The sequence below is a fragment of the Marinobacter sp. UBA3604 genome (assembly GCF_002375325.1).
GTDB classification, from domain to species: domain Bacteria; phylum Pseudomonadota; class Gammaproteobacteria; order Pseudomonadales; family Oleiphilaceae; genus Marinobacter; species Marinobacter salarius.
Map to the genome: position 1 here is coordinate 121,031 of NZ_DFMB01000061.1, position 15,553 is coordinate 136,583.

The following is a 15,553-nucleotide window of genomic DNA, read 5'->3' on the forward strand; positions in this document are numbered from 1 at the left end:
AGGTGCAATAATGAGCAACAAGAACGTAGTCGCTTTGGATCTCCCAATCCCGGAGATCAAAGACATGCCAGAAGACACCCAGAAGTACTTCCAGATCTGCCAGGAAAAACTCGGCATGATCCCGAACGTACTCACCGCCTACAGCCAAAACCTCAAACAGCTGGAAGGCTTCACCCGCCTCTACAACGAACTCATGCTGGGCGAAGGCGAACTCAGCAAACTCGAGCGGGAAATGGTCGCCGTCGTCGTGTCTTCCGACAACAAATGCTACTACTGCCTGGTCGCCCACGGCGCCGCCGTAAGGGTACTGAGTGGCGACCCCGAACTGGGCGAACACATGGTCATGAACTACCGCAGCGCCAAACTCGACAAACGCCAGCGCGCCATGCTCGATTTCGCCTCGCACCTGACCCGCTCCCCGGCCACCGTCACCGAAGAACACGTACAAACCCTGCGGGACGCCGGCCTCAGCGACCGGGCCATCTGGGACCTGAGCAACCTGATCGGCTTCTACAACATGTCCAATCGCGTGGCCATCGCCAGCGATATGCAACCGAACCCTGAGTATCACAGCCAGAGTCGCTAGCAGATTTCACACTGCTTGCCCTCGACGACAACAACAATGGAGGCAGACATCATGAGCATGACTCTCCCAAGCTATACAAGCGGCACCTCCGAAGTGCCCCTGCTGGGCATGACCATCGGCGCAATGCTCGACCGCACCGCCGAAAAATACCCCGACACCGAAGCCCTGGTCGCCTTGCACCAAGACATCCGCTGGACCTACAAAGAGTTCGTGGAAAAGGTCAACGAAGCCGCCCGCGCCTTCCTCGCCATCGGCGTCAAACGCGGCGACCGCGTAGGCATCTGGTCCCCCAACCGCTACGAGTGGACCGTCACCCAGTTCGCCACCGCCAAAGTGGGCGCCATTCTGGTCAACATCAACCCGGCCTACGGCGTGCATGAGCTGGACTACGCCATGAACCTGGCCGGTATCTCCGTGCTGGTCACGGCAGACAGCTTCAAGGCCTCGGACTACCGCAAGATGGTCTACGACCTGGCCCCCGAACTGAAAGCCGCCGCCCCGGGCAAGCTCAAGGCCCAGAAAGTGCCCGAGCTGCGTGCCGTGGTGAACCTGGACGAAGACAAACACGACGGCATGTGGACCTGGGCCGAGTTTGTCGGCTTCGCCAGCGACGTCAGCCAGGAAGAACTGGACAAGGTACAGGGCCAACTGCAGTTCGATGACCCCATCAACATCCAGTTCACTTCCGGCACCACCGGCAACCCCAAGGGCGCCACCCTCACCCACCACAACATCCTCAACAACGGATACTTTGTGGCGGAGAGCCAACTGCTCACCGAGAAAGACCGCCTGGTCATTCCCGTGCCCCTGTACCACTGCTTCGGTATGGTGATGGGCAACCTGGGCTGCATCACCCACGGCGCTACCATGATCTACCCAGGTGAAGGCTTCGAGCCCCAATCCGTACTGCAGGCCGTGCATCAGGAAAAAGCCACCGCCCTGTACGGCGTGCCCACCATGTTCATCGCCGAACTGGCCGAGCCGGACTTCGAAACCTACGACCTTTCCACCCTGCGCACCGGCATCATGGCTGGTTCCATCTGCCCGGCAGAGGTGATGAAAAAGGTCAACGGCAAGATGAACATGAAAGAAGTGCAGATTGCCTACGGCATGACCGAAACCAGCCCCGTGTCCACCCAGACCAGCTCCCTGGACCCGTTCGAGAAACAGGTCACCACCGTGGGCCGCACCCAGCCCCACCTGGAAACCAAAATCGTCGACCCCGGCAACGGCAACGTGGTCCCACGCGGCGAAATCGGCGAGCTGTGCACCCGTGGCTACAGCGTGATGCTGAAGTACTGGAACAACGACGAGAAAACCCGCGAAGCCATCGATAGCGCCGGCTGGATGCACACCGGTGACCTGGCCACCATGGACGAAGACGGTTACATCCAGATCGTCGGCCGCATGAAGGACATGGTCATCCGCGGCGGCGAGAACATCTACCCGAAAGAAATCGAGGAGTTCCTCTACACCCACCCCGCCATCGAGGAAGTGCAGGTGACCGGCATCCCCGATGACAAGTACGGCGAAGAACTCATCGCCTGGGTGAAACTCAACCCGGACGCAGACCCAGTGACCGGCGACGAGCTGCGGGAATTCTGCAAAGGCAAAATTGCCCACTTCAAGATCCCCAGGAACTACAAGTTCGTGGATGAGTTCCCGATGACCGTCACCGGGAAGATCCAGAAGTTCAAGATGCGGGAGATTTCGATTGAGGAGATGGGGTTGAAGAAGTAACGCCCCTCCTCCAGTCCGCTCTTACCTCAGACCCCAGCCATGTGCTGGGGTTTGTGCCTTGTGTATTCTGTGTATACGCTTTTGGAAATGTCGGAATCATGCGGGGGGCCTGTAGCAGTCTGGAGTTATACGAACCGGATCGAAAAACTCCGGCGGTAGCCGTTTTGGACTCCGATTACCATTTGATTTTAAATAGTTTTCTGGGTCAGAAAGGGACGACTACAATTGGAATTATACGAATGCGTGTTATGCGAACGCGTTCGTGTAACACGCTGTTAAATTCTTTTGCCGCACCCTCGCTAACTATGATGTAATACCTTGTAGTAATCCGCATTGAGGGTACAGTTATGAGTGTCACTACCGTTCGTCTTCAGGCAGAAGTTGAACAGCACCTGGAAGTAATTGCCGGCAGACTCCACCGAAGTAAAGGCTGGGTGATTAATCAGGCGCTATCAGAATACATTGAAAAGCAACAGCGTGAGCAGGAGCGTTGGCAGCAAACGCTAGAGGCAATGGAATCGGCCGCCCAAGGAAAGGTAGTTGATGCTAGCGAGGTCCATGGTTGGCTCAACAGTTGGGGAACCGAAAACGAGCAGGATGCGCCGAGGTCAGGTAAGTGAAACTGGTTTACACGGACGAAGCCATTGAAGATTTGAAGCGCCTCAGGGAGTTTATCGCAGTCCACAATCCTCCTGCGGCAGGCAGGATAGCCGCAGAACTGGTTAGCAAAATCGAATTACTCCCAGACTTCCCCAGAATGGGAACACCGGTTGAATTGGCGCCGGTACCTGATTCCATCCGCGACATGGTTTTTGGCAAGTACGTTGTCCGCTATTCCGTACATGTGAGTACCATCATCATTCTAAGGGTATGGCACGAGCTAGAAGGCGAACGATAGCCATTTAACCAGTGGCTCTTGTCGGACGTGCCTACGCTGGCGCTCCGGCACGTCGCAAAGCCAAGGCGTTACAAAGCAAGGGAGAGTGTGCGGTTATGATCGCCAGGGAATGGAAGTGCCGAGTGCCTGAAGCCCACAGTGCGGGGTTCACGGGCTATCTTTACGAAACCGGCATCAAGGATTCGTCTGCAACACCAGGCTTTCTCGGTGCTCAAATCTTCCGTCGATCATTGCCCGCCAAAATAGAACTTACCCTCATCACTTACTGGGACAAGCTGGAGTCCATCAAGGCGTTTGCTGGCAACGATATTTCGCGGGCACGCTTGTACCCAGAGGATGAGGTTTATGAGCTTGAGCCTGATCTTTCGGTGCAGCACTATGAGGTCATCGAGCATCAGTTTTCGGCAGAGCAGCGGGGGTAAACGGCCGCTGTCCCGGTTTATGGGTGCGACACCGACCAGTGCCAGTGCTGCAATCTCTTTTCGGTTCAATGATCGGAGTTCCGGGAGCTCACTGAGGAGGGTGTAGGCGAGCACGCCGATGGCTTGGGCGTAGCGCATTGGAGAGCGATATCAAGGTTCGAGTTATCGCTTGAGAGTCATGCAGCGCTACGCACTTGTTACCGGTCTCTCGAATGAGGAGCCTGCCATCATCGAGCTGCTGCATGAAGGCCCCCAGCGGCCACTGGCATCAACAATCTCTACAATTCAAATACACTCAGGCGTTGAGGGTTCGCCCCGGTTCCCAAGCAGCACATTCTGCCAACGACATTTGCTTAAGGAGCGAGCATGAATTTCGGCATTTTAGTTTTTGACGGAGTTGAAGAACTCGACTTCGTAGGGCCATGGGAGATCCTCAAAATATGGTCGAAGATCGCCAGCGGCCCGGAGAACTGCTTCATTATCGCAGAATCGAAATCACCCATCCTGTGTGCCAGAGATTTATCGGTTAACCCACATATTTCCTTCGAAGATTGCCCGCCGCTGGACTACCTCTTGGTTCCAGGTGGGCGCGGGACGCGGAAAGAAGTCTATAACGAAGCCCTAACAGGTTTTGTTCGACGGCAGGCTGAACACTGCCAGGCGCTGCTATCAGTGTGTACCGGGTCTTTCATTCTCCATGCTGCAGGCCAGTTGTCTGGTAAAAAAGCGACCACCCACTGGGCGTCACTTGAACGCCTGAGAGCCTTGGGTGATGTTGAGGTCATAGAAGAGCGCTTTGTTGAGGATGGCAGTATCTGGACATCGGCCGGTATCTCGGCGGGTATTGATCTCATGCTGGCATTTATTGCGCACACTTTCGGAGAGCAAATAGCAGGTGACGTGCAGTTCAGTTCTGAATATTTTCCTGCTACAACCCGTTATGGAAGGGTTGAGCAACACCCTGATGCGCCGACGTACTTGAGGCGTAGCAGACTCCATTGTCGTAACCACTAATGCTCGAAGCAGTTCGCGGGCGTCATACACAAAATGCATCAAGGACAGACGCGTGCTCATAACTGAAACACCCAGATTGTTACTGCGCGAGTTTTCATCGGAAGATGTTGGCACACTCGCGGAGATTCTTGGTGATCCAAAGGTAATGGAGTTTTCCACCAATGGGCCCTGCACCGAGGAAGATACCCGGCAGTTTATCGACTGGTGCCTGGACTCTTACCGGGATCATGGTTTTGGTCAGTGGGCTATTATTGATCGTCTTTCCGGGGCGATTATTGGTTTTTGCGGGTTGAGCCACGTAGAGCTTGATGGCGCTCAGGAAATAGAGATCGGTTATCGCCTTGCACCAACCGTATGGGGGCAAGGCTTGGCGTCAGAAGCTGCGGAGGCGGCGTTGGAGTACGGCTTCTCGCACTGTGGCATTGACTCGATCATAGCGATCATCGCAACCCGCCACGTCGTTTCTGCTGGTGTGGCGGAGAAGGTGGGGTTCAGAATTGATACCCGTACCAAATACCGTGGCTGGGACGTTCTTATCTACCGCAAACGCCATGCGGCGAGTGCCTGAGCCACATAGCCTTTACCGGCCCTAAGGAAGCGAGCGCGCACAATGGAATTGGTGACGAGAAGGTTTATTCTTCGCGATTTCGGGGATGGGGATACGGTCGCTTTTGAGGCATACCACAACGATCCTCGCTCTCAGGAGTTCTATGGGGCCGAGCAAGCCAATCCCGAGCATGCTCGCGAGCTCATTGACCTATTCAAGGCATGGGCGGCTGAGCAGCCACGGCTGAACTATCAACTCGCCATCATTTTACGGGACGCCCCCCAAGTGCTTATTGGCTGCTGTGGGCTGCGATGTGCGAATGCGGAAGCAGGAACAGCGGAATTAGGAATCGAACTGGCGCCAGAATACTGGGGGCGATACGCGTACGCCTTGGAGGTCATGCAAGCCTTGGCGGTGTTTGGCTTTAACTCACTGGAACTGCATACAATCTATGGTGGCACGGTCGGCGCAAACTCTCGCATAGCGAGGCTCGTAGAAGCGTTTGGCGCGACGGCCGTCACACGACCGGCCCCCGACTGGATGTCAAACAAGGGCTGGACCCATGTTGAATGGCGGATGACCAGGCAACAATGGATTGGACGCGCACGCACCGGCCGTACTACTTGCTAAGGAGGAGCATGGATGAAGTTTCAAACGATCCCGATTATCCGAATTTTTGATGAGGCAAAGGCCAGGGAATTCTATCTGGAGTTCCTCGGCATGTCGGTCGACTGGGAGCACCGCTTCCAGGAAGGCTTCCCCCTCTATATGCAGGTTTCCAGAGGTGACCTTGTCTTTCACCTCAGCGAGCACTCAGGGGACTGCACGCCCGGCTCCAAAACGTTCGTGAATACGGATAATCTCGAGGGCCTTTTCGATGAAGTAACCTCGCGTGGCTACCGCTACAGTTGCCCGGACATTACCACAGCCCCATGGGGCGACAGGATATTCGAGGTGGTAGACCCGTTTTCAAACAGAATTTTGTTTAATGAGCGCACGTCTACTACATAACCATGACGCGCCTGAGAAGACCGGGACAGGTTTATTTTACTACCGCGTCGACAAGAATCGCTCGATTGTCGAAAACCGCGATGCCCAGTCGACTACCCGATGAGCCTATAAACGGTTTTCGATGAAACAACGATCGGGAGAAACACCATGAAATACATGCTGCTGGCCTACGGAAACGAAGAAAAATTCAACCAGATGAGCAAAGACGAGCTGGCCGAGATTGGGGAGAAGTGCAAGAGCTTTGACGCCGAGATGCAGGCAGCGGGCGAGGTCACATGGGGCGGGAGCCTGAGCTGGGACTCAAAGTCGATGCGCTTCAAGGACGGAAAACTGATAGTCACCGACGGGCCGTTCGCGGAAACCAAGGAAGTCGTGGGCGGTGTGGTGATCATCGAAGCGCCGGACTTCGATGCAGCGGTGAAGCTCGCCTCACTGCACCCGGCAGCGCGTATGGGCGAGGAACTGGGCTGGGGCATCGAGCTCCGCCCGATGGACTACTGCCCCGCGATCCGCGAAGCGGAGGCTGCGTGCATCAGTTAGCAACCCAATGACGTACAGTTCAAGTATGAAGGTATCAAGGTCGAGGTAGGGAGCGCTGACGGTGCGAAAATCCTCGATGCAGGCAGCGGGGCCTGGGTTCCACTCGACTTAGATTTTTCTCGCTACGCGACCTTACCTTTGCTGGGTCTTGAGCTTCCCCTTATGCTGAAAGACGATCTGGTCCAGTATAAATCTGCGCTATCACGTCCAGTGGATCTCGAGGATATTCGCGCCATATGTGAATTAGAGGGAACTTCAAATGACTATTGAAATATGGGCTCTGTACGTTGGTACCGTACTTCTGTTCATGTGTACACCGGGGCCAAGCCATCTGCTCATGCTTTCTGTAAGTACGTCGAATGGGTTTAAGAGGTCGCTTGCCACGGCCGCAGGTGACTTAACAGCAAATGCTATTCAAATAGTCTTGGCGGGGCTTGGTTTGGCGGCGGCTTTGAACGCTTCCAAATACGGGTTCACCATTATCAAATGGCTCGGCGTGAGCTACTTGGTCTGGTTAGGTACTCGCCAGATCATTAACTCTTTCAAATCGCATGGCTCAGCGACACCTGCCAAGAGGGCATCCTTGAAAGCTCTATGGGCTCGTGGTTTCATCACATCCGCTGCCAATCCTAAGGCAGTTGTATTCTTTGCCGCCCTGTTCCCACAATTTTTAAGCTCTACTCATAGCCTGTTCCCGCAAATTCTCGTGTTGGGTTTTACCTACATCGTGATCGACGGGATATTTCTCAGCGCTTACGGTAAAGGCGGGAGCTGGCTGGCGACCAAACTGAGCAACAAAACACAGGCATGGGTCGAGAGAGCTTCAGGGGCGGGAATGATTGGTGCAGCACTCTTACTTGGGCTCAAGTCCCAACGCTCGTAGTTTCTAACGCTCGTCGTCAGGAGTAAGGCTCATCCAGTTATGGCAGAATTATTGGAATTTCAAACCGAACGACTACGTTTGCGCCAATGGCGCGAGAGTGATCTCGAGCCGTTCGCCGCTCTAAACGCCGACCCAAAGGTTATGGAGTTCTTCCCCGAGCCGCTGAGTAGGCAAGCAAGCAACGAAATGGCGGATAAAATTCGTTCGCTCATCAAACAACGTGGCTGGGGGTTCTGGGCGGTAGAGGTCAAGGGCGCCGAGCCCTTTATTGGCTTTTGCGGGCTGCACGTCCCCGTAGCAACGATGCCTTTTTCTCCGTGTGTGGAGATCGGTTGGCGCCTATCGTTCGCCCACTGGGGAAATGGCTATGCGTCAGAAGCTGCTCGCGGTGCCCTGGATGTCGGGTTTCAACAGCTGGGGCTTTCTGAAATTGTCTCCTTCACCACCGTTGGCAACCTGCGATCACGCGGTGTCATGGAGCGCATCGGCATGACGTACAGTGGCGAGTTTGAACATCCCAGTTTGCCCGAGAGTAGCCCGTTGCGGCCACATGTGCTTTACCGGTTGCAACGAGAGCAGTGGGAAGTAGAGAAGCCTAACCATTAGCCCCCGTTTGTACTGGACTTACCCTGGAGCACGCCATGTCAGAAATTGCCAACACCCCCACTCCCCCCTACTACGCCGTCATTTTCACCAGCCACCGTACCGAGGGCGACAACGGCTACGGCGAAATGGCCGAGCGAATGGCTGAATTGGCGGCACAACAACCCGGCTACCTGGGTATGGAATCCGCCCGGGAGGGTCTGGGCATTACGGTGTCCTACTGGGAAAGCCTCGAGGCTATTCGCAACTGGAAGCAGAACGCGGAGCATCAGGAGGCCCAGCGGCTTGGCCATCAGCAATGGTATTCGAGCTTTCGGGTGCGGATTGCGAAGGTTGAGCGGGAGTACGGTATTTGACCGGCAACCCCCTCATACACCACTCTCAATCGCCACGCTGGAACGCATCACGGCCTTGTCCCGCCCCGGTGGTGCGCCAAACAGCTTGCGGTAATCGCGGCTGAACTGGGACGGGCTTTCATAGCCGACCCGGTAGCCAACACTCGCCACTTCCTGATCGCTTAACAGCAGTCGCCGGGCTTCCTGCAGACGCACCAGCTTCTGGAATTGCACAGGCGTTAACCGGGTGATGCTCTTGAAATGCCGGTGGAAGGTCGCCGGGCTCATACTCGCCATTGCCGCCAGTTCAGCCACCCGGAAGGGCTGTTGGTAGTTCGCCTGCATCCAGGCCGTTACCCGGCCAATGCGGGCGGTGTCGCTGTCCTTCAGGCCGACCTGCTGCAGGGCCGGCCCCAGCGGCGAACGCAATACACGCCAACAGATTTCCCGGCGGACAAGCGGCTCCAGAACTTCACGATCGTCCGGTTGATCCAGCAACCGGAGCAGGCGGATGACAGGATCGTACAGTTCATCCGGCATCCCGGCCGTGGACAGTGCCGGTTGTTTTGGGCCCCGATACGCCATTTCCGGATGGGTCACCAGCAGCTCGGAAATCATCGCCGGATCAATCGACAGGCTCAACGCCAGATATGGCTTATCGGGGGCGGCCTGCACGATTCGGGAGTTCACTGGCACATTGACAGACGCCAGCAGGCACTCGCCCTGGCGATAATGAAAGGCCGACTCCCCGACCGCCGTTACCTTGGCCCCCTGCAATACGGTGCAGAACGAGGTCTGATAAAGAGCCCGGATGGTGCCGCTGGGTTCCAGGGCGCGGGTCAGGCGTAAACCGTCTATCGCGCTCTCCGGGCCATGGGTCTGCCATTGCTGCTCGACAAGATCACGGAGCCGGCTCAGGGATGGGTTGTCTGGTTGTATTGGAATGACATTGGGCTGGGCGGTCATAGTGGTCTCCTGTTCTGATGGAATCATAAACCGTCCGGCGCCGCACTTCAGCAGGGGCATCCCCGCGCTGAGATCAGGTTGAGAGGATTGTGCAATCCTCTGAGAGTTTCCGCCAGCCCGATTGGCCCTGCGTCGCCTAGTATGAACCCACGGCCCTGCTCCGGCAGGTTCTTCCATTACGAAGAGGTGATCGACGATGACAACGCCCAACTTACCCCAATCCACCCATGACGCACCCCTGCGCCTGCGGACGCTGGGCAACTCGGGGCTGTTTGTATCGGAACTGTGCCTGGGCACCATGACCTTCGGCGGCGGGGACGACATGTGGGGGCTGATCGGCCAGTTGCAGCAGGAACAGGCCGATCAGCTGATGAAGACGGCCCTGGAGGCGGGCATCAACTTTATCGATACCGCCAACGTGTACGGTGGTGGTGCCAGTGAGCGCATCGTGGGCCAGTCCCTGAAGAATCTGGACGTCCGCCGCGAGGATGTCGTACTGGCCACCAAGGTGCTCGGGCCTATGGGTGAAGGTCCCAACGCCCGTGGCGCCTCCCGGGGCCATATCATGAGCGAGTGCAAGGCCAGCCTGCGGCGACTGCAAACCGACTACATCGATCTGTACCAGATCCACGGCTTCGACCCGGCCACGCCGATAGAGGAGACCCTGGAAGCGCTGAATACCCTGGTGCAGCACGGCCATGTCCGTTACGTCGGCCTGTCGAACTGGGCCGCCTGGCAGGTGATGAAAGCCGTTGGCATTACACGCGCCCGCCGCCTGTGCCCGATTCTGTCACTGCAGGCTTACTACACTCTCGTGGGCCGGGATCTCGAACGGGAAGTGATTCCCATGCTTGAGTCCGAAAACATCGGCTTGATGGTGTGGAGCCCACTTGCGGGCGGCTACCTCTCCGGCAAGTACGAAGGGCCGGAGGCCTCCGAAGAGAACCGGCGCGCCAAGTTTGATTTCCCGCCCGTGAACCGGGAGCGTGGCAGTGCTGTCATCGCCGTAATGCGGGAGATTGCCACCGGCAAGAAGGTCGACAGCCAGCCCGTCAGTGTGGCTCAGATTGCGCTTGCCTGGCTGCTACACCAGAACGCCGTAACCAGTGTGATTGTCGGGGCCAAGCGGATAGACCAGTTGCGGGACAATCTCTTGGCGGCACAGGTCCGGTTCTCAGCCGACGAACTGGCAGCTCTGGATGAGGTCAGCCGCCTGCCGGCGGAGTATCCGGGCTGGATGCTGGAGCGACAGGGGGAGTATCGGGCGCATATGAAGGCGTGATATGCGGCGCTGCCCCGGCGTTACAGGTCGGGGCAGGCTGTTTTACCTGAAAGCAGTTAGACTCCGCCTATTCAGCCACCTCAATCCCACTACCACCCATTTCCGAAGGCACATCCTTCAATTTCGGAAGGCTATCCCGGATTCGCAGCACAGCCTCCTGATAGTGAACATGCACGCCGGGTTGATAAGGGAACTCCGGAATGATCCCAGCGTAGACATCCGTCAGCCCCATGGAAGGGTGCTCGGTGAACAGGTGACCGCCACAGGTTTTGCACCATTTACGGCTGCTTCCCGGTGTCTTGTTGTAGGTGCCGATGTTGTCTGAGCCCTGCTGGATGGAAACGGCGCCCGGCTTCCACAGGGTGAATGCATTCACCGGGCTGGCGGACCAGTGCCGGCAGGATTCGCAATGGCAGTAGCCCATGGCTTCCGGATTACCCCTGACGGTTAACTGGACCGCCCCGCAGAAACAGCTTCCGTGGTAGACCTTTTCTTCGTTCATGACACATCCCCCTCATTGGTTTCGTCACATGTCTCCCTATTCATTGAAGCTCACGGGCCTTTGCGGCCGGGTGTTCACCTGCAGTGAGAAGATGTCCGGCCGGGCGTAGTGGCCGACGATATCCAGGCTGCGCCTTGCCGCGTTCACTTCGGTGACATCAATGTCTGCCAGCAGCAGGCCGGTTTCCTTTAGCAGGGGGCCGGCTACGATTTCCCCGGCGGGCGAAATGACCACCGAATCCCCGGAGTTGATCCATTCCTCCTTGTCCGGATACAGGCGTTCTACCTCCGGAAAGTCCGCGGGCAGATCGCTCGTGCGCAGCACATTGCCTGCGCCAAGCACCCAGCATCCCCCTTCCCTGGCAATATGCTGAAGGGTACGAACCCAGCGGTCGCCGCTGTCGTAGGTGGGGGCGATGTATATATCGATGCCCTGGGCGAACAGTGCGTAGCGCGCCAGTGGCATGTAGTTTTCCCAGCACACCAGTGACCCGACCCGGCCAACGGGGGTGTCGGTGACTTTCATCCCGCTGGCATCGCCGAAGCCCCATACCATGCGTTCCGGGTTGGTGGGCATGAGTTTGCGGTGGCAGTTCTGCACCGTGCCCTCGGGGCTGATGGTGATTACCGAGTTGTAGAGGGTGGCGCGGCTGGTGTCTTCGTCGCGTTCGTCGATGCCGCACACGATGGTCACCTGCATTTCCTTGGCGACCTCCAGCAGGGGCCGCAACTGGTCAGAACCAAGCTGGACAGCGTTGTCCAGCAGTCGCCGGTGCAACTGCTCCGAGAGCCCCCAGTCACCGCCCGGTTTCAGCCGCCATATCCAGGCGGGATAACCGGGGATGAAGGCTTCCGAGAAAACGATCAGCCGGGCTCCCTGGTTGGCGGCGTCCTGCACTAATTGCACTGCCCTTGCGATGGTCTTTTCCCGGTCCAGAAAGACCGGTGGTTCCTGAACGATGGCGAGCTTGATCATGGTGTTCCCCTTTCCCGTGGTGTCTGAAATCACTATCCCCCCGGCCGGGTGCAGGCGATAGTCCAGAAAATGGAGCGCCAGCCATGCGAAAAAGGGCTAGGATGAAAGCTCGGGGCACTCACGCCGCCCAGGGAGCCAAAGCCCATGACCAACTATGGACAGTTCTGCACCGTTGCCCGGGGCTCGGAAATACTCGGGGAGCGATGGACACCGCTGGTGGTGCGGGAGCTGCTGTGTGGCAGTACCCATTTCAACGAGATACGGCGGGGGTTGCCAAGAATGTCAGCAACGCTCCTGGCTCAGCGTTTGAAAAAGCTTGAGGAAGTGGGCGTGCTTCGCCGCGTGCAGGACGGCAACAACCAGGAGTATGTGCTTACACCGGCGGGTGAGGAGCTGCGCCCGATCATCCTGGCAATTGGTCACTGGGGAGCGAGATGGATTGGCAGCCGGCTGCAGGCAAACCAGCTCGATGCCGGCTTCCTGATGTGGGATATTCGCCGTTTCGCACACATTGACGAATTCCCCTCTGACCGCAAAGTGGTCATCCACTTTTTCCTGAACGACGCCCGGCAACGGGAACGGCACTGGTGGCTGGTGGTTGCCAACGGCGAGATCGACCTGTGCCGTGAAGACCCGGGCCACGAGCTGACCCTGGTGGTAGAAGCCAGCGTCGCCAGCCTGACCGAAATCTGGACCGGCGACAGCGACCCGAATGCCGAGCAGCAGGCGCGCCGCCTGCTCGTGCGTGGCGGTCGGCGGGATACCCGGGACCTATGGCGGTGGCTGGGGCGGAGTGTGTTTGCTTCCAGTAAAGTCCCGGTAAAATAACCCCAGCGCGTCCCGAGCCATGGCGATAGCCGGTAGTAGCTTGTCATTGCACCATCGCCATGCTTCACTTTCCGGGGTCGCACCCATGCCCCAACCGGAGACAACTCTATGCCGCATCCAGTGACTGCCAGCTCAATAACACCATCCATCGCAAGGCGTCTGGGGCTGGTGTTTTTCAGTGTCGCGCTGCTCGGAGGGTGCTCCTCGCTGTACTACAACACCATGGAAAAGCTCGGCTTTGAAAAGCGCGACATCCTGGTGGACCGGGTGGAAAACGCGCGGGACAGCCAGAACGATGCCCAGGAGACGTTCCGCTCGTCCCTTGAACGTTTCCAGAGCGTGGTGGACACGCCGGATACCGATCTCAAGGAGCGCTACGCTGAGATCAGCGATGCCTACGAAGACAGCAAGTCCAGCGCGGAAGATGTCCGCGACCGCATCGACAAGGTGGAAGATGTGGCGGAAGCCCTGTTCGAGGAATGGGAAGACGAACTCGGTGAATACGAAAGCGCCTCCCTGCGCCGCAGCAGCGAACAACAGCTTGATGAAACCCGCACCCAGTACAGCCAGTTGATCAGCCGCATGCACGATGCCGAGGAGCGCATGGACCCGGTGCTGGAGGCATTTCAGGATCAGGTGCTGTATCTCAAGCACAATCTGAACGCCCAGGCGATCGGCTCGCTGGAGAATGAGCTGGTGGGTATCCGCCAGGACGTGGATGAGCTGATTCGCAATATGGAGCAGTCGATTGCGGAATCCGAGGCATTTATCCGGCGTTTTCGTCAGTAAGTCAGAGCGACGAAGCCCTATAGCAAATGCCCCTCGGGCAACATGCGCTTATGAAGGATCCGGATAATTTCAGTTGCACCGTCTGCAGCTAACCGATAAAAAATGATATGGCTGCCCTGAGGGTATTGCTGGTAGCCAGGGCTGATTTCGTGGCAGGCCCGCCCCAGGTTCGGGTTTTCGCCCAGGAGGTGGAAACACTGGTCGAACTGAAGGAGGTAATGATTTCGTTGATCTCGACCCCATTTACGTTCCGTGTAAAGTGCAATCGATCTAAGATCAGCTTTGGCCTTCCTGGAAAGCTTGAAGTTTGGCATTATCGTTTTTCGCTATCCAGCTCCTGAATGAATGAATCGTAGGAGTAGTCTTCAAAACCACTGTCCTCTCCTTCCTTAAGTAGTTTTCGGAGTGTTGTCAGACGGGTTTCAGACTCTTCAAGCAAGCGCAACCCTGCACGTACAACTTCGCTGGTCGAGCTGTATCGGCCATTTTTGAGCTGTTCTGTAATGAACGCCTCAAAGTGTTGGCCTAAAGTGATGCTGGTATTCTTTTGCATCGTGACACCTCACTGGTACCAATAATTGGTATATTTTGATCTAGACTGGGGTGCATTTCAATCCGTGCGATGCCTCCCTTATCACCGCCACCCGCAGAGTCAGAGCGACAAAGTGTCGAAGGTGCCTTCGACGGCCTCCACAAAGCTGCGCTCCTATATTGAAAGGGGGCAAGTTCGTGTCTGATGCCGGGAACGCCCCGCTACGCCAAGAGCCCGGTGCGGGACGAGGAAACCTACCGTAAGAAACTGGCGATCACTCAGGGATACTTCCGGCCAGACTGGTCGGTTCTGGATCGGTTTTCCTAATCGCCCGGAAGTGACTCGTTAACTTCAATCATTGCTCAAAGGTAAAATTACAATGTGATGTCGATTTCACATGCTCCGGTTCGACTTAATTAAGAACCCATCGAACAAACGGTGCCCACGCATCGGAGGAGCAGGAAATGCTGAAATTATACGGAACACCCCCAACCCGCGCTTTGCGCGTTGTCTGGCTGCTTAACGAACTGGGCCTTGAGCACGAACTGCACCCGGTAGATCTTATGCAGGATGAGCACCACCAACAGAACTTTCTTTCTCTCAACCCTGCCGCCAAAGTGCCGGTATTGGTGGATGGGAACCTTGTATTGACTGAATCAGCCGCAATCCAGCTCTACCTGGCCGAAAAATACCCTCAGGCCGGATTCATTCCCGAGACATTGGAAGACAGGGCACAGATGTACCGCTGGATGTTCTTCCTTGTGACCGAGGTCGAACAACCATTGTGGCGCATCGCCCGCCACACGTTCGTTTACCCAGACGAGAAGCGAATACCTCAGGATGTCGAGCTGGCGAGACAGGAATGCCGGGAAATGTTAGAGGTGCTTGAACAGCATATGGCGGAACGCGAGTTCATGGTCGGCGACCGGCTAAGCGTGGCGGATTTCAACGCGGCGTATACACTGGATTGGGCGAACACAGATGAGATGCTTGCGAGCGCTCCGCGGTTGCGGGACTATCTAAAGGCAATGTACGCTCGCCCCACAGCTCCGCCAACCATCGCTGAAGCGTTCGCTGCGATGGAAAGCAGCGGCTGAGGG

General features: G+C 56.9%; 23 protein-coding genes and 1 pseudogene. 18 read left to right on the forward strand and 6 right to left on the reverse strand.

Annotation, left to right across the window (positions count from 1 at the left end; genetic code table 11):
• Positions 1-10: 10 nt before the first annotated feature.
• The 5 genes from B2590_RS17280 to B2590_RS17300 all read left to right on the forward strand — a co-directional run bounded on the left by B2590_RS17280 (position 11) and on the right by B2590_RS17300 (position 3,646).
• Positions 11-586 (forward strand): peroxidase-related enzyme, encoded by a 576-nt coding sequence (locus B2590_RS17280; protein ID WP_286812010.1) that lies wholly within the window; start codon positions 11-13, stop codon positions 584-586.
• 57 nt (positions 587-643) lie between these two features.
• Positions 644-2,326: an AMP-binding protein gene (locus tag B2590_RS17285; protein ID WP_286812040.1), complete on the forward strand. Its 1,683-nt coding sequence runs from the start codon at positions 644-646 to the stop codon at positions 2,324-2,326.
• Between the two features lie 347 nt (positions 2,327-2,673).
• Complete coding sequence (locus tag B2590_RS17290; RefSeq protein ID WP_075195372.1) at positions 2,674-2,946, forward strand: CopG family ribbon-helix-helix protein; 273 nt, start codon at positions 2,674-2,676, stop codon at positions 2,944-2,946.
• Entirely contained in the window at positions 2,943-3,224 is a 282-nt protein-coding gene (locus B2590_RS17295) for a type II toxin-antitoxin system RelE/ParE family toxin (RefSeq protein WP_199447574.1), read from the forward strand. Before B2590_RS17290 ends, B2590_RS17295 begins: the two co-directional genes overlap by 4 nt.
• Positions 3,225-3,319: 95 nt before the next feature.
• Positions 3,320-3,646, forward strand: a complete 327-nt coding sequence (locus B2590_RS17300) for an antibiotic biosynthesis monooxygenase family protein (RefSeq protein ID WP_199447575.1) — start codon at positions 3,320-3,322, stop codon at positions 3,644-3,646.
• Positions 3,647-3,649: 3 nt separating this feature from the next.
• Here the strand turns inward: B2590_RS17300 and B2590_RS19295 are convergent.
• Positions 3,650-3,745: pseudogene (locus B2590_RS19295) on the reverse strand (IS110 family transposase); the annotation flags it as partial.
• A 267-nt stretch (positions 3,746-4,012) separates the two neighbouring features.
• Between B2590_RS19295 and B2590_RS17305 the strand changes: the two are divergent.
• From B2590_RS17305 to B2590_RS17340, 8 genes are all read left to right on the forward strand, one after another.
• Positions 4,013-4,660 (forward strand): DJ-1/PfpI family protein, encoded by a 648-nt coding sequence (locus B2590_RS17305; RefSeq protein ID WP_286812009.1) that lies wholly within the window; start codon positions 4,013-4,015, stop codon positions 4,658-4,660.
• Positions 4,661-4,712: 52 nt separating this feature from the next.
• On the forward strand, positions 4,713-5,228 hold the full coding sequence (locus B2590_RS17310; protein ID WP_286812008.1) for a GNAT family N-acetyltransferase: 516 nt from the start codon (positions 4,713-4,715) through the stop codon (positions 5,226-5,228).
• Between the two features lie 42 nt (positions 5,229-5,270).
• Complete coding sequence (locus tag B2590_RS17315; protein WP_286812007.1) at positions 5,271-5,837, forward strand: GNAT family N-acetyltransferase; 567 nt, start codon at positions 5,271-5,273, stop codon at positions 5,835-5,837.
• 12 nt (positions 5,838-5,849) lie between these two features.
• Positions 5,850-6,218 carry a glyoxalase superfamily protein gene (locus tag B2590_RS17320; protein WP_286812006.1) on the forward strand — a complete coding sequence of 123 codons (369 nt, stop codon included), beginning with the start codon at positions 5,850-5,852 and terminating at the stop codon, positions 6,216-6,218.
• A 147-nt stretch (positions 6,219-6,365) separates the two neighbouring features.
• On the forward strand, positions 6,366-6,758 hold the full coding sequence (locus B2590_RS17325; protein WP_286848027.1) for a YciI family protein: 393 nt from the start codon (positions 6,366-6,368) through the stop codon (positions 6,756-6,758).
• A 259-nt stretch (positions 6,759-7,017) separates the two neighbouring features.
• On the forward strand, positions 7,018-7,641 hold the full coding sequence (locus tag B2590_RS17330) for a LysE family translocator (RefSeq protein WP_286812004.1): 624 nt from the start codon (positions 7,018-7,020) through the stop codon (positions 7,639-7,641).
• Positions 7,642-7,680: 39 nt separating this feature from the next.
• Positions 7,681-8,247, forward strand: a complete 567-nt coding sequence (locus tag B2590_RS17335; protein WP_286812003.1) for a GNAT family N-acetyltransferase — start codon at positions 7,681-7,683, stop codon at positions 8,245-8,247.
• A gap of 35 nt (positions 8,248-8,282) precedes the next feature.
• Complete coding sequence (locus B2590_RS17340; protein WP_286812002.1) at positions 8,283-8,600, forward strand: antibiotic biosynthesis monooxygenase family protein; 318 nt, start codon at positions 8,283-8,285, stop codon at positions 8,598-8,600.
• Between the two features lie 12 nt (positions 8,601-8,612).
• On the opposite strand, the gene B2590_RS17345 is transcribed toward B2590_RS17340, so the two are convergent.
• Positions 8,613-9,545, reverse strand: a complete 933-nt coding sequence (locus B2590_RS17345; protein ID WP_286812001.1) for an AraC family transcriptional regulator — start codon at positions 9,543-9,545, stop codon at positions 8,613-8,615.
• A 196-nt stretch (positions 9,546-9,741) separates the two neighbouring features.
• Between B2590_RS17345 and B2590_RS17350 the strand changes: the two genes are divergently transcribed.
• Positions 9,742-10,827, forward strand: coding sequence for an aldo/keto reductase (locus tag B2590_RS17350; RefSeq protein WP_286812000.1), 1,086 nt, complete (start codon positions 9,742-9,744; stop codon positions 10,825-10,827).
• Between the two features lie 67 nt (positions 10,828-10,894).
• Here B2590_RS17350 and B2590_RS17355 read toward each other — a convergent pair whose 3' ends face one another.
• Positions 10,895-11,329, reverse strand: coding sequence for a GFA family protein (locus B2590_RS17355; RefSeq protein ID WP_286811999.1), 435 nt, complete (start codon positions 11,327-11,329; stop codon positions 10,895-10,897).
• Positions 11,330-11,365: 36 nt separating this feature from the next.
• Positions 11,366-12,304, reverse strand: coding sequence for a carbon-nitrogen hydrolase family protein (locus B2590_RS17360; RefSeq protein WP_286811998.1), 939 nt, complete (start codon positions 12,302-12,304; stop codon positions 11,366-11,368).
• A 144-nt stretch (positions 12,305-12,448) separates the two neighbouring features.
• On the opposite strand from B2590_RS17360, the gene B2590_RS17365 reads away from it, so the two are divergent.
• Positions 12,449-13,132, forward strand: coding sequence for a winged helix-turn-helix transcriptional regulator (locus tag B2590_RS17365; protein WP_286811997.1), 684 nt, complete (start codon positions 12,449-12,451; stop codon positions 13,130-13,132).
• Between the two features lie 108 nt (positions 13,133-13,240).
• On the forward strand, positions 13,241-13,921 hold the full coding sequence (locus tag B2590_RS17370) for a DUF2959 domain-containing protein (protein ID WP_286811996.1): 681 nt from the start codon (positions 13,241-13,243) through the stop codon (positions 13,919-13,921).
• Between the two features lie 17 nt (positions 13,922-13,938).
• On the opposite strand, the gene B2590_RS17375 is transcribed toward B2590_RS17370, so the two are convergent.
• Both B2590_RS17375 and B2590_RS17380 read right to left on the reverse strand, forming a co-directional pair.
• On the reverse strand, positions 13,939-14,235 hold the full coding sequence (locus tag B2590_RS17375; RefSeq protein WP_041334366.1) for a type II toxin-antitoxin system RelE/ParE family toxin: 297 nt from the start codon (positions 14,233-14,235) through the stop codon (positions 13,939-13,941).
• The gene (locus tag B2590_RS17380) at positions 14,235-14,474 is read right to left on the reverse strand and encodes a type II toxin-antitoxin system ParD family antitoxin (RefSeq protein WP_036202568.1); all 240 of its coding nucleotides are present in this window, start codon (positions 14,472-14,474) and stop codon (positions 14,235-14,237) included. Before B2590_RS17380 ends, B2590_RS17375 begins: the two co-directional genes overlap by 1 nt.
• Positions 14,475-14,657: 183 nt before the next feature.
• On the opposite strand from B2590_RS17380, the gene B2590_RS17385 reads away from it, so the two are divergent.
• Entirely contained in the window at positions 14,658-14,780 is a 123-nt protein-coding gene (locus B2590_RS17385) for a hypothetical protein (protein ID WP_256713578.1), read from the forward strand.
• Positions 14,781-14,917: 137 nt separating this feature from the next.
• Positions 14,918-15,550, forward strand: a complete 633-nt coding sequence (locus tag B2590_RS17390) for a glutathione S-transferase family protein (protein ID WP_036202566.1) — start codon at positions 14,918-14,920, stop codon at positions 15,548-15,550.
• Positions 15,551-15,553 lie beyond the last annotated feature (3 nt).